This is a genomic window from Streptomyces sp. NPDC042364 (assembly GCF_056437585.1).
Genome location: NZ_JBWKAJ010000033.1, coordinates 28,801 through 41,965, shown reverse-complemented (window position 1 = coordinate 41,965; position 13,165 = coordinate 28,801). Strand labels below are relative to the sequence as shown.

The 13,165-nt window shown below is 70.7% G+C and carries 12 protein-coding genes; 5 read left to right on the top strand and 7 right to left on the bottom strand.

Translation table 11 applies throughout. The annotated features are described in order from the left end of the window. Positions 1-82: 82 nt before the first annotated feature. The 3 genes from AC067N_RS37065 to AC067N_RS37055 all read right to left on the bottom strand — a co-directional run bounded on the left by AC067N_RS37065 (position 83) and on the right by AC067N_RS37055 (position 3,448). Positions 83-1,351, bottom strand: a complete 1,269-nt coding sequence (locus AC067N_RS37065; protein ID WP_478683354.1) for an MFS transporter — start codon at positions 1,349-1,351, stop codon at positions 83-85. Positions 1,352-2,002: 651 nt separating this feature from the next. Next, positions 2,003-2,497 carry a GNAT family N-acetyltransferase gene (locus AC067N_RS37060; protein ID WP_478683353.1) on the bottom strand — a complete coding sequence of 165 codons (495 nt, stop codon included), beginning with the start codon at positions 2,495-2,497 and terminating at the stop codon, positions 2,003-2,005. 432 nt (positions 2,498-2,929) lie between these two features. Then, on the bottom strand, positions 2,930-3,448 hold the full coding sequence (locus AC067N_RS37055; RefSeq protein WP_478683352.1) for a hypothetical protein: 519 nt from the start codon (positions 3,446-3,448) through the stop codon (positions 2,930-2,932). Between the two features lie 854 nt (positions 3,449-4,302). Here AC067N_RS37055 and AC067N_RS37050 point away from each other — a divergent pair. Next, positions 4,303-5,637 carry a helix-turn-helix domain-containing protein gene (locus tag AC067N_RS37050; RefSeq protein WP_478683351.1) on the top strand — a complete coding sequence of 445 codons (1,335 nt, stop codon included), beginning with the start codon at positions 4,303-4,305 and terminating at the stop codon, positions 5,635-5,637. Positions 5,638-5,783: 146 nt separating this feature from the next. Then, entirely contained in the window at positions 5,784-6,374 is a 591-nt protein-coding gene (locus AC067N_RS37045; protein ID WP_478683350.1) for a MepB family protein, read from the top strand. Positions 6,375-6,554: 180 nt separating this feature from the next. Here AC067N_RS37045 and AC067N_RS37040 read toward each other — a convergent pair whose 3' ends face one another. Beyond that, positions 6,555-6,875 carry a hypothetical protein gene (locus AC067N_RS37040; protein ID WP_478683349.1) on the bottom strand — a complete coding sequence of 107 codons (321 nt, stop codon included), beginning with the start codon at positions 6,873-6,875 and terminating at the stop codon, positions 6,555-6,557. A gap of 361 nt (positions 6,876-7,236) precedes the next feature. After that, positions 7,237-7,707 carry a hypothetical protein gene (locus tag AC067N_RS37035; RefSeq protein WP_478683348.1) on the bottom strand — a complete coding sequence of 157 codons (471 nt, stop codon included), beginning with the start codon at positions 7,705-7,707 and terminating at the stop codon, positions 7,237-7,239. Between the two features lie 615 nt (positions 7,708-8,322). Between AC067N_RS37035 and AC067N_RS37030 the strand changes: the two genes are divergently transcribed. The 3 genes from AC067N_RS37030 (at position 8,323) to AC067N_RS37020 (ending at position 10,780) form a co-directional block, all read left to right on the top strand. Continuing rightward, positions 8,323-8,565 carry a DUF6411 family protein gene (locus AC067N_RS37030; RefSeq protein WP_478683347.1) on the top strand — a complete coding sequence of 81 codons (243 nt, stop codon included), beginning with the start codon at positions 8,323-8,325 and terminating at the stop codon, positions 8,563-8,565. A gap of 242 nt (positions 8,566-8,807) precedes the next feature. Further along, positions 8,808-9,773, top strand: coding sequence for a YihY/virulence factor BrkB family protein (locus AC067N_RS37025; RefSeq protein ID WP_478683346.1), 966 nt, complete (start codon positions 8,808-8,810; stop codon positions 9,771-9,773). Positions 9,774-10,231: 458 nt separating this feature from the next. After that, positions 10,232-10,780 (top strand): hypothetical protein, encoded by a 549-nt coding sequence (locus tag AC067N_RS37020; protein ID WP_478683345.1) that lies wholly within the window; start codon positions 10,232-10,234, stop codon positions 10,778-10,780. A gap of 136 nt (positions 10,781-10,916) precedes the next feature. Here the strand turns inward: AC067N_RS37020 and AC067N_RS37015 are convergent, their stop codons facing one another. Together AC067N_RS37015 and AC067N_RS37010 are read right to left on the bottom strand one after the other, a co-directional pair. Beyond that, a complete protein-coding gene (locus AC067N_RS37015) occupies positions 10,917-12,140 on the bottom strand; it encodes an acyl-CoA thioesterase/bile acid-CoA:amino acid N-acyltransferase family protein (RefSeq protein WP_478683344.1) in 1,224 nt (407 codons plus the stop codon). Positions 12,141-12,341: 201 nt separating this feature from the next. Beyond that, positions 12,342-12,869 (bottom strand): DinB family protein, encoded by a 528-nt coding sequence (locus AC067N_RS37010; protein WP_478683343.1) that lies wholly within the window; start codon positions 12,867-12,869, stop codon positions 12,342-12,344. Between the last annotated feature and the right edge of the window lie 296 nt (positions 12,870-13,165).

Below are 13,165 nucleotides of genomic sequence, written 5' to 3'. Positions count from 1 at the left end.
CGGGGCTGCCACCGGGCCGGCTCTGACCGGGTCCGGTGACAGCCCGTCAACGGCGCGCTTTCGGCGGGCGGCCTGCGCGATCTCAGGCCAACTGCTCCGGCAACGGCCGGGGGTCGACGGCGCCCACACGGCGGCGGGCCGTCCACAGCCCCGCCGCGACGAGGCCGGCGGCGAGTCCCAGCACGCCCACCGCGCCGGCGAGACTGCCGACCGCGGACTCCCCGGCGAGCAGCACCAGCGGGCAGACGAACTCACCGCCGAAGAAGGCCGCCATCCACAGCCCCGTGCCACGGCCGCGGTCCTCGAACGCCAGGCGGGACATGGCACTGGTGAGAAGGGCGGGCAGCAGCATGCCGGTGCCCACACAGTTGACGACCGCCCCGATGACCAGCAGTGGGGCGTTGCCCGCGAGGAACATCACCCCGAAGCCGACCGCGCAGACCGCGAGAACGGCGGGCAGCATCGGGTCGGGGGAACGCTTGAGCCGGGCGAAGGCGACCGCTCCGCCCACGGTGGCGGCACTGGCGATCGCGGTGGCCGGCCCGATCACGCCCGGGTTCTCCACCCCGAGGTCGTCGAGCAGGTACGACATCTCCACCGGGACGGTGTAGAAGACCATCGCCCCGAAGAAGGTGAGGGCGCAGATGCCCGCCAGTTGCCGCCAGGGGAACGAGCGGCGGGCCTCCGCGTCGGCCGGGGTTTCGTCGCCGGCCGCGCGGGCCGCCGGGTCGGGCAGGGCGGTTGCCATCAGCGGGGCGAGCGCGAGGCTCACGGCGTAGACCCAGAAGGGCACACGCCAGCCCGCCGATCCGGCGGCGCCGCCGAGCACGAAGAAGAAGGTGGCCGACGCGGAGGCGCACATGGTCTGCAGGGCGAGGTACTTCACGCGCCGGTGACCGCTGTAGTAGTCGCCGATCAGGGTCGTGCAGCAGGTCATGATCGCGGCCTCGGCGACTCCCACCAGGGCGCGGCTGGCGATGATGCCGCCCAGCGAGTCCAGCCAGAGCGGGGCCGTGCCGAACACGGCGTACAGGATGGTCGCCACGATCAGCAGGCGCTTGCGGCCCAGCCGATCGACGATCACACCGGCGAACGGGGCCAGCAGCGCCAGCGCCAGGGCCGGGACGGTCAGCGCGAGGGGAACCAGCGCCTTGGCCCCCGGGACCGACGCGAAGTGGTCCTGCATCTTCGGCAGCACGGGGGCGATCAGCACCGCCCCCAGGATCGGCAGACAGCTGCCCGCCATCAGAAGGGTCACCCGCAGCCGATGGGCCGGGCCCGACACGGTGACGGCTGACGGGGCGGTGGCATCGACCGCGGCGGGAGGCGGCGGGGACACGGAACCGGGCATGACGACTCCAGGGGACGGCGTAAGGGAGCGGGCATGCCTCACGGGCGCCGACGGCGCACGGCATGCTCGGGGAGTTCGCACGCCGGCAGCATCCGGACAGCGGCGTGCGGTAGCGACGACTATGGGGGGCGACACGGCGCCGGTGCCATCCCCGGGGCAATCCGAATCCCGTATCCGGGTTATCCACGCGGTGGATGGGATGGGCAGTGGTCACGCGGCCGGAACACGTGCACGGCCGTTCCTGCGCGCGGGCAGCGGTATCCCGGTCGACGACCCAGCAGCGCTGTCCCGGTCGACGACCCACCGTCCCCCGCGAGGCGACCGCCGTCGTCAAGGGTTACATCCGCCACGGCCTCCACGTCCAGCGGATTGCGCCGACTTCCCGCGCCCGGCCGGCATCCGCGCACCGGTTCCCTGCCTTGGGGTCAGTGGGGGCGGCCCCCGTCCCTCGACCGCTTCCCCGGCAAGCTCGGACGGTCCGGCCGGCTAAGAGCTCCGAACAAAAGTGGAGCCCGGCTCGCGACGCCTGGCACGCACGCTCGCCGCGTTGCCGAAAGCCCCTGGTAGCCCCGCTACAAGGAGCTTCCGGCGCCTTGCGATCGCACGCACCAGACGCCGCGAGCCGATCGGACTCCACTTTTGTTCGGAGCTCTAAGGCATCAGGTCGCGCTGATACCACGTTCCCGGCTCACCGCAGAGGTGGGCCGGGTCCGCCGGGCCGACGGGGATGAACCCGGCTTTGGTCAACACCTTGTGGGACGCCACGTTCTGGCGGGCGCTGGCCGCCCGCAGTGTGCGCAGCCCGTGCTCGGCCGTCGCCAGTCGGCACAGCTCCCGGACCGTTGCGGTCGCCAGGCCACGGCCGGCAGCATGCTGCGCGACCCGGTAGCCGAGCTCCGCAGTGTGGTCTTCGATGTCGATCAGATTGAACCTGCCGAGTACCGAGCCGTCCTCGGCGACGAGCACGTGGAAGGCGCAGGTGCCGGCCTCCTGCTCGGCGAGCAAGGCGTCGTACCGGTCGGTGAACCGGTCGAAGAAGTCATCGCCTCGATCGGGGACCGAGGCAGCGAAGTAGGCGCGGTTGGCCAGCTCGAAGGCCAGGACCGCCGGGGCATGGCCGGCATGCAGCCGTCTCAGCTCGGGCATTGCCCGACTTTACCGAGATCGCGCGCCGTGGCCACCTGGGTTTCCGTGGCATCCCTTGTCGTGGTGCAGCCGATCAAGGTGAGGAAGTGGAGTGCGCCGGGGCAGGTGCCGGAGGGGGCTTTCACCTCCCGCCCGCACGGTGGCCACGGCGGGAAAGCCGATGCGACGCGACGGACGCCCCGCACCCCGCGCGAAGGTCAACGACTCGGCCGGCGGCGTGACGTTCGTGATCGCCTTCGACAAGGCGGGCCCGCTGCATCGTTCGTCCGGCAGACCCTCTGCTGGCCGCACCCCACACCTGCGCGCCGCCGTCGACCGTGTCGTACCGACCGCGGGGATGCCCCCCGGCCCCTCGGAGGGCGTCCCTCGGCTTTTCACGCCGGTGCCCTGTCCCGGTCGGGACAGGGCACCGGCGTGGGAGCCGCTCCGCCGTCAGCGGGTGCTTGTGGTGTTGATGTCGCTGATGTGGTTGTACCGCTCCACCAGCACGAAGAACTTGGTCTTCTGCGCCGTCTCTCCGCTGCCGAAGGTCAGGGTGACCATGACCTCATGGCTGTGCCCCATGGCACCGTTGTCGGTCACCGTCCACCGCGCCGGGATGTTTTGGGCCCGCAGGACGCCGTCCGCCTGGTTCTTCTTCTCCCAGGCTGCCAGCCGCTCGGCGAAGTCGGGCGTCAGGTAGTGCTTGCGGAGCGCCTTGGCCAACGTGGTGTCCGGGTCCGGGTAGTCGCCCTTCGCGTCGATGTACGCGCCGTAGAAGTCGGCGACCCGGGTCACCGCGTGACCGGGCGTGCCGCTGACCGACTTCGGTGCGGCGATGGACGCCTTCGCGGGGGCCTGCTCGGAACGCGGGGTTCCGGCGGAGGCCTGGACGGTGGCGCCGATGCCGAGGGCTACTGCAAGGACGCCGGCGGTGAGGACGGTGCGGGTGGTGCGGATCCTGCTCTTCATGTGTGGTCTCCGTTTTCGAGTGGTCGAATGGTCGAGTAGTGATCAGGTGGTCGGATCGTCGGGTGGTCGTGGTCGGACTGTGCTGTGGTCGCCGGGTGGATGGCCGACCCAGCGACCTGTGTGGCGGGAGGGCAGCCCTGGGCGGCTCCGTCAGTGGAGCTGGTGCGCGGCCTTGCTGGTCGTCTGCTTGAAGGCCTTCACAGAGCGCCCTGGAAGCCGCCGGACTGCGCCCGGTGCACGGTCGTGCTCGGAGCGGCCGTCCCGGCCGAGCGGCATCAGGCGGAGGTCGCTCACGCTGCCGCGCCGAACGGGTGTCGGGCAGGACCACGGTGATCCACCGGGCGTTCGCGTCGAGGGCGATGCGGAAGTCGCGGTGCGCCGGGCGGACTCGATGCCCGGCGGCGGCCGCAGGCATGTGTCCCAGTCCCTCCCTGCGGTACGTCGGCGGTTACCCTGCCGGCCGCCCGAGGCGAAGTGGGTTGCGGCCGCGGGTCCGTGGCCGCGAGGAAGCGGGGCGCTGCCTCGGCGGCGGTGGCTGGTGTGGCGAGCACGGCCAGACCCGTGACGATGACTGCGAGGAGCGCGCCTGCTCGGGTGCGCTGGGCATGGGTGTCCCCCGTGAATGAGTGCGGTGAATGCATGAATGCAGTGCCTGTGTGTCGGACGTCGCCCGACGCCAGTTGGTCGGTCCGGCTCTGGTCGGTGCGACACCAAGAGCATCGGCGGTCACCGGACTCCGGCGCAACGACTGCCGCCCTTTCGACGATGGTGGAACCATCCCAGCCCGTCTGACGTGCAGGGATGTGAGTGCCTGGGATACGGGATCGCGGGCGGACGACGGGGGAACGGTGTCGATGCGGGACGATGTCGAGGAGTTCGCGGCGCTGCTGCGCCGGCTGAAGGACCGCACGGACCGCAGCTACGGCTCCCTGGCCCGCCGCCTCAACATGAACACCTCCACGCTGCACCGGTACTGCGCGGGGGAAGCGGTGCCGCAGGACTTCGCGCCCGTGGAGCGGCTCGCGGCCTTCTGTGGAGCGACACCGAAGGAGCGGCTCGAACTGCACCGGCTGTGGTTGGCGGCGGTGGCGGCCAGGCAGGGGGTGCGTACGGCCGATTCAGCGGAGGTGGTGGTTCCGGCACCGGCGCCGGCGCCGGACGCGAACGGCGGGCTCGTCGTGGACGGCGGCCCCGCGGAGCAGCCCGGGGGCGGCCCCGCGGAGCTGCCGGGGGGCGGCCCCGGCCCGGACGAGCCCGCACCCTCCCCCGCTGCCCGCTCGTGGTACCGCCGCCCACGCATCCTGGCGTCCACCGCTGTCGCCTGCGCGCTGCTCGCCGCCTTGGGCGGCGCGGCCGCCCTGTCGGACGACCACTCCTCCGAGGTGGGTGCCTCCCGCTCCCCGGGCCCGCGGACGACCGCCCCAGGCTCACCCCACCGTTCGGCGAAACCGCCGGCCACCGCCTCCCCCTCCCCGGGTTCCGCGGCGCCCGGCTCCCGGCAGCGGACCCCCGTCCCGTCCACCGGCAGCGGTCGCGCCTCGCCCGCGAAGCCGGCCACCGGCCTGCCCCTCACCTGGAGCACCGACTCACTGGTCTGGAACAAGGGCTGCGACCACGACTACGTCATCGACAAGCGGCCCACGCAGGTGCCCCCGCCACCGATGGAGCAGGACGCCGGGGTGTGGGCGGCGACGCAGGGCGCGGTGCACGGGCGGCAGACGATGGTGCGGATCTCGGTGCAGGGGCGGTCGTCCACAGCCGTGGTCCTGGAGGCGCTCCACGTCCGTATCGTCAGCCGCGGCACCCCGGCCGCCGGGAGCGCGTACGCCATGGACCAGGGCTGCGGCGGCGAGCTCACGCCCCGCCGTTTCACCGTGAATCTCGATGCCGACCGCCCCATCGCCCGCCCGAAGGACGGCGCCGACCTCGAACGCACCATCCCGGCCGTGCACTTCCCGTACCGCGTCTCCGCCGAGGACCCGGAGGTGCTGCTGGTCGCCGCCACGACGGAGACCTACGACGCCCGCTGGTACCTCGAACTCGACTGGTCATCCCAGGGCCGCACCGGCACGATCCGCATCGACGACCAGGGTCGCCCGTTCCACACCACCAGCGTCAAGGGGATGCCGCACTACTGGTACGGAACGAACGACACAGGAGAGCGTGCCTGGGTCCCGTACGAGAGGTAGGGCCCGCCGGTCAGCGGCACCCGCACCGGGGTGCCGTGTGCGTCGGCCGGCACCTGGTGCTGCTTCGATCCCGGTCGTGTCGGGAACGGTCTTACCGGCGTCGTCGCCGAACGCGACCGTTCCGGCACATGTGACAGGGTGAACGAATGGCGACGAACCGCGGGCACTCTCCCGATCTCCACCCCACCGGATTCAAACCGTGGTCGGACACCACCCCGGTCCACGGAGATCTCCTCGCGGTGAAAGCACTCGTCTACGACCCCTGCGGGTTCACATGCTCGCAGCCGGCCCCAGAACCCGAGAGTGCCGCATACGCCGCCCACGTCTTCACCCTTGACGGACTAGCCATCCGATTCCGCGCCGCCAAGACGACCCCGACCAAGGTCGGCCAGTTCGTCACCGTATGGAAGAGGTCCCCGGGCGGGCCCATCCAGCCTTTCGACGCCACCGACCCCGTCGACCTCTTCGTCATCAGCACCCGCGACCATCATCACTTCGGCCAGTTCGTCTTTCCCATGGACGCCCTCTGCCAACACGGTGTCGCATCAGTAGCCGGCGCCGGTGGGAAACGAGCCTTCCGCGTCTACCCGCCCTGGGTGACCACCACCAACCGCCAGGCCGGCACTGCGCAGGCATGGCAGCTGGACTACTTCCTCCACCTGCCCCAGGACCGACCCGTCGATTCCGCCCGCGCCCAGGAGCTGTACCACCCATGGGACGGCGACCAGCCCGGGTGACACGATCGCCTACCCTGCGGAGGGCCCAGGCAGTGCGCACCGCACCGGGCCGGCCGGTGCGGTGCGGTGCGGTGCGGGTACTGCGGACCCGGTGCGCACCCCGGCGGGCCCGGTGGTGCGCACCGGGCCCGCACGACGCCGTGCACCGCACGTGATGCGCACCGGATCCGGCGTTTCCCGCTACGTCGTCTGCTGGCCGTCGAGTTCCCGCCGGGCGGCCAGAGCCCTCGCCAGTACCTTGGACCGGTAGGGATTCGCGGCGTCGAGGGCCGTCGCCACCGCCACCGCCTCGTCCAAGAGGGCCAGCCGTTGCCCGGGCAGTTCCCGCACCAGCGGCGAGGCACTGGCCTCCACCAGGACGTACGCCAGCTTCGACCCGTACACCTCCGGCTCTACCTGCGTCAGCACGCGGTAGATCCACAGCCCTTCCAGGCCGCGCACCACCCGCCGGTTGGCGCCGAGCAGCTTGACCTTCGCCCGCAGAACCATGTCCTGATCCATCGCTCCCCCTTCGTTCCCTCACCCCCGGCCCGTCTTCGTCAGGCGACGAGACAGCACAGCGAACGCGTCGGCACCCGGGAACGGATGCCGACACGGACGTCGGGGAGTGGATGACGTTGAGTCTGCGGGCGGACCACCACCTGCGACAAGTACGAACGGACGTGCTCTCCGTCCTACCGAAACCGCCTCCGAACAGGCATGATGGATCTGACACTCGCTGAGGACCGAGTCCGCGCCCCGGGGCGCGAGCGGCGCGGAATCCACGCATCATGCGTGGCGCCGACGACAGCGATGCCGCCGCGGGCAGTTCACTCGCCGGCGGTACCCGCCCAGCAACAGGCAGGCACCCGGCCCCGACGGCTCAGCGGCTGCCGGGGCGCAGCAGCGTGGCGGCCGCGGCGATGAAGGCGACGGATGCTTCTTTGGCCGCATGCCGCCGTGCGTCCAGCTCGGTCTGGTCGACGGCCGTGCGCAGCGCGTACGTGGCATCTGCGGCCTGCTGTGCGGGGACGGCCAGCTCGGGGACCAGGATCTGAAGGCGGATCTGGGGTGCGGTGACTGCCGCCCGGGTGTCATGAGACCTCGTCTGGGCCTCCAGCTGATGCTCGGTGCCTGCCTCGGCCAGGGCCAGACGCTCCCGATGGAACATCGCCGAGCGGTGCGCGTCCAGGGCGGCCGCGAAGTCGGTGACGGCACTGAGCTGGTCCTGGCGGTGGCTGTCGGCGCGCTGCTCGGCGCGTGCGGTGCGGTCCGAACGGTGCTGGAGGAGGCCGGCGGTCACGGCGCCGGCGAGGGTACCGAGTACGGCGACGATCGAAGGCCATATGGACATCAGGTGTCTGGTCCTCTCGGGCGATGGTTGGGGTGAGGGTCGGCGGACAGGGAAGTACGCGGCGGCACCTCCGGTGGCTGGCCCGCCTGCGTGATCGATGCCCTAAGCGTGAAGGCCTCCACCCCGTCCCCGCCGGGCCGGATACGGACGCGGCGAGGAAGGCCGTCGGCCGCCAACGGGGCATCGTCACCGACCTCCTCAGACTGCTGCTCACGTTGCCGGCCACGGCCGCGAGCGTGCAGGACGCGATGGCCGGTACCCGTCCGGCCGGCCGGCCGGCCGCCGGATGCCACGACCGATCTGATGCGCTGAAAAAGATCTTCCCGAAGACCGTGGGCCCGAGAAGGCGTTGCCCTGTCCCACTTGACGGGGCATCAGGGCCCTTAGAGCTCCGAACAAAAGTGGAGCCCGGCTCGCGACGCCTGGCACGCACGCTCGCCGCGTTGCCGAAAGCCCCTGGTAGCCCCGCTACAAGGAGCTTCCGGCGCCTTGCGATCGCACGCACCAGACGCCGCGAGCTGATCGGACTCCACTTTCGTTCGGAACTCTTAGGAGCGACGCGGCGGGGCACTCGGGTCCGGTCCGTGCCATCCCCTGGCGCAAAGGAGCCGACTCATGGTGATCGCCGCCGTCATAGCCGTATGCGTGGTCCTGGCCGCGCTGGCGTTTCTCGTCCCCCGCATCTCGCGCCATCCCGAACGCGGCACCCAGCGTTCGCTCGGCGTCGGCGCGCGCGCCGGCGGCAAGGCGCCCGGTGTTCTGGGCAGGCTCTTCAGCAAGCCGTTCCACAGCGGTTCCCGCGCAGTGGGCCGCAGTGGCTCGGCCGGCCGCCGCGCCCGCGGCCGCATGCCCTTCTGACCACCACGGGCATCGCACCTGACTGGGTATCATGCGCAGTCTGCTTCGCGTATCGGCCACGTCGGACAGGGTGCCGAGGCGGTCGGCGCACCTGACGCCCCCATGGTCGGTGCCGCCGACGCCGTCCTCGACCCGGCAAGGCGGAAGCCACCCCCGCCCTCTCCCCCACTGCTCTGTTTCCGCGCACCGGCAGCCCCGGCACCACCCACCGTCCGTCCGTCCGAAGGGAGAAGACGTTCTCGATGGGGACCGCTGTGCACGTCCCGCAGACGCGGGACATGATCGGGGACGAGCTCTCCGGCGACGAGGCGCTCACCGCGCTCAGACGTTACGGAGGCCGGCGGCTGCTCCTGGACGCCTTCGCCCGGTTCCGCTACGGCGACGGCTTCAGCAGCTCCCGGTCGCTGGCCTTCCAAGCAGTCCTGGGCATGGTGCCCTTCACCATCGCCCTGGTCGGAGTGGCCACCACGGTGCACACGGAGAGCGTGGGACGGATCATCGAACTCACCCTCGGCCGGATCGTGCCGGGCGCCAGCGCACACTTCGTGGAGGACGCCCTCGCCGCCGCGGAACGCAGCGCCGGTTCCGGCGTCGGCAGCGCCGTCGCGATGTGGCTGGGGCTCGCCTTCGCCCTGCTCAACCTGGCCTCGGCGATGGGCCAGGTCGAGCGCGGCGCCAACCGCATCTACGGCATCGAGCGCGACCGGCCGTTCCCGGCCAAGTACGGGCGGTCCCTGCTGCTCGCCCTCGCCGCGGGCATGCCGATGGTGCTGGGGTTTCTCGTGCTCGTCGCGGGGGACGCCGTCGGGAGCGCGGTGGTGGAGGCCTTCGGCCGGCCCCGGGCGTGGCTCGACTGGTGGGGAGTCCTCCAGGTGCCTTTGGGCGTGGCCCTCGCCTGGGTCGGCTCGGCGGTGATCTTCCGCTGGTCCCCCCGCAGGGACCAGCCGGGCTACACCTGGCTGGCGTTCGGCTCGGCGGTCCATCTGGTCCTGTGGGTCGCGGCCACGTGGCTGCTGGCGCTCTACGTCGCCGAGAGCGGGTCCTTCGGCGCGGTGTACGGGCCGCTGACGGCCTTCGTCGCCCTGCTGCTGTGGGCCAACCTGACCGGCGTGGCGCTGTTCCTCGGCATCGCGTTCGCCGCACAGCTCGAAGCGGCCCGCGCGGGAATCACCGAGGCGGTGCACCCGGACCCTGGACCGGGGCCGTGACCTCCGCTCGAAGGTTCGCCACTCCGGCCTCCTCGTCACGCGCCAGCTCCTGCGACCGCAGCGCGGACATCGTCGTCGATCTCGGGCCCTTCGCGCGGCGTCGGGGCGCGAAGGGCCCGATGGGCGCGGACGCGGTGCTCGACGTACCGCTTCGCGGCGTCGTTGCCGCAGTCCGAGCGGGAGAGCGCCGACGTCGGTAGCCGGACGAACCGTCCCGTGGCGGGGTCCTGCTCCCCGCTACCGCCGCTTGCCGACAGTCGGCTGCCCTGTCCGGTGCGGTGCGGTGCGGTGCGGTGCGGTGTCATCGAAGCGCTGTCCAGGCGATATCCGCGACAGGGGGTGGGTAATTGGGTGGGCTGTCTGGTCCCGCGTTCGAGGGTGCCGAGGCCCGGCGGGTGCGGTGTCTTCCGACGTATTCATGCGTCGGGGATTACGGGAGAACCCTTAGGTTGGCGGGCATGACCATGCGCGGGCGGAGCTATCGGTATGTCGGGCCGGCCGGATTGAGGAGTCTGGTCCGGCCGGACGGCGAGGGTCACGGCATGCGTTCGCCGGCGGACTTCGACGAGTGGGTGTCCGCTCGGACGGTGGAGGAGTTGGCCGAGCCCTTCACCTTCGTTGTCGATCAGGCTGGTGTCCTGCGTGTCGCGCCGCGCCGCAGTGAGCACGTGGTGTGCGCTGGTGGCGAGGCGGTCCTGGGCGCCGGCGAGATCAGCTTCCGCGAGGTGTCAGGGCGGTGGGCGGTCGAGGAGGTCAGCAATCAGTCGACCGGCTACTGCCCGGACATCAGCTCCTGGCCGGCCGTCGCCGAGGCTCTGGACCGGGCCGGGATCGTTCGCCCGACAGGTTTCACTCACGAGGTGGTGTTCCGACGCTGCTCCTCCTGCCAGCAGCTCAACATCGTGCGTGAGGAGGACTTCGTCTGCGTCTTCTGTGAGGAGGACCTGCCGAGGGAGTGGAACGTCGACCAGCGCCGACGCCGTCCGGCGGCCCCATCCGGGTGCTGACCGAGCAAGTGGAATCGAACAGCGTCGCCATCGCCTCCCACGAGTCCTTCAGCGCGCACCGGCGCGCCGCCGCTGCCGCCGGGCCGCGCTGGACGAAGACGTTCATGTCGTCGGCGAGGCTGCCGACAGTTGTAGATCATGGTTCGAGGAGTCGGAGCACATGTGGCCAGCTGTCCGCCTTCGCTCGGGCGTTCGCTGTGCGGGTTCCGCCCAGGTGGCTGCCTCCGCCGCCGGGGAGGTAGGGGAAGTCCGCGACGTCGTGTCCGGCCTTCGGATACAGCAGGGCCTGGTGCTTGTGTCTGGTCGCGTTGCGTTCCTGTGCGATCGATTCGGCGGACGGGAGCGAGCTCCACACCGGGTCGTCGCCGCCGGCGATGGCCAGCACGGTGCCTCGTACGTGGTCGAGCGGGATGGGGATGAGCTGCAGGCCCTTGCCGTTCTTGGTCCATGCGGCCTGTCCTCGCCCGCAGCCGAAGCAGTCGCGGTAATAGGCTTGGTTGGTGTTGCGGCTAGGCATGTAGACCACGGCATCGCGGACGAGGTCCGGATAGTACTGGGCCATCAGCTGGGCTGCTTCGGAGCCGCGGGAAACGCCGATCACCACGAGACGCTGATCGTCGGCCTGCGGCTGGTTGTGCAGAAGCCGGGCGGCGGTGGCGAAGTACTCCAGAGAGATGGCGGCGAGGTTCTTGGGCCGTCCCTCGCAGTCGAAGTAGCACAGGGTTAGGGCGGGGTGGCCGCGGGAGGCCAGCAGGGTCGCGGTGAGCGGGGGGCCGAGGCCGCCCTCCGAGCCGCCGAGGAGCAGGACCGGCGCGCGCCGGGGCCCGTGCGGGGGAGGTAGGAAGAGCTGCCCGCGCAGCTTGTCGTGGGCCACGGTGAGCTCCTTGCGGCGCACTCCGCCAACAGCCCAGGTGCGGGTGACTTGTCGCTCCGCGATGGTGCGGTTTCCTGCTTGGACCGCGAGGTGTACCTGGTAGGAGGACGCCTTTCGCGGGTCGTTCGGGCGGAACCAGCTCTTGTCGGGATCGTTCTTGGCGGGGGTCATGGACCAGAACAGGCCCATGCCGTCGGCTCCCCGATAAGTTCCGGCCTTGGGCTCGGCATGATCCAGATCCACGACGCCCTTCTCGTCGGCGTTGAAGACGGCGCGCCCCGTCCAGGTCATGCCGTCGGCGTCGGTGGCGCGTGCCGTGACGGTGATCTCCTCGCCGGAGGCAAGCCCACCGATCCGAGTGCGTACCGGCTCGTCCGCCAGGCCCACCGGCTTGTCCAGGTGAAGGGTGGCCACCCGGCTGTGTGGGACGTCCGGTTCGCGGCTCCCGGAGCAGCCTGCGGTGGCCAGCAGGATCAATGCTGCCATGTAAGCCGCGGTTCGCCTTCTCGCCCTCTGCATACGTGCAGTGTGTTCGTCCGATGTCTCTGCGGGGAAGGGGAAGTTCAGTTCACGACGGCATGATGGGCTCGGGCCGCCCCGGGCTGGGCAGGCCCGCCGCCGGCCGGGAGGAGGAGCCGGGAGGAGAGGCGGGTGCCTGCGCGGTCTCTTCGACCGCGCAAGCACCTTTCATGCGCCGGTAGTTCCGTCGACCTGCTCGCGGATGAGGTCGGCATGACCGTTGTGACGGGCGTATTCCTCGATCATGTGCACCATGATCCAGCGCAGGGAGACTCCCTGATCTCCGACGTGAACCGCTTCCTGTTCGGACAGGCGGCCGGAGTCGTCCAGCGATGCGTCGGCGATCAGCTCGCGGCCTCGGACGACCTCCGCCTGCCACGTGGCCATCGCCTCGTCGAGCCCTCGGTCCGGTTGAAGGGCAAACCCGTCGAGGTTGCCCTCTCCGAAGACCGGCGGCACGTCCTGGCCTGCGAATACACGCTGGAACCAGATGCGCTCCACCTCAGCCAAGTGCTGAACGAGACCGAGCAAGGTCATCGACGAGGATGACACTGGGGCAAGCCGTAATTGATCGTCTTTCAGGCCCGAGCACTTCAGGGCGAGAGTCGCGCGATGAAAGTCCAGCCATGCTTCCAGCATGGCCCGCTCGTGTGCATGGGCGGGTGGGACAGGCCGTCCGTCTGGTGTCGTATTCATGAGCGAACCCTGGCAGCAACAGCTGTGCATCACGAGCGTCTTCGCCAGGGACGAACGCCTGTCTCGCCTCTCTCGCAGACGAGCCACCGACTTCGAGGCTCACTGGCGCCGAGGGACGAAACGAGGATGGTGCCCGGCAGAGGAGCGAGAGATGAGTGACGGATGAGTGACGAGGCAGGACGGGGTCGGGAAAGCGTTCCGGTTCACTACCACCGGTTCGACATCAGCGACGAGGACGGGCCGAGCGGACCTGAACCGGTCCGCGAGCTCGACGGACTGCTGTGAGTGGTCGATGG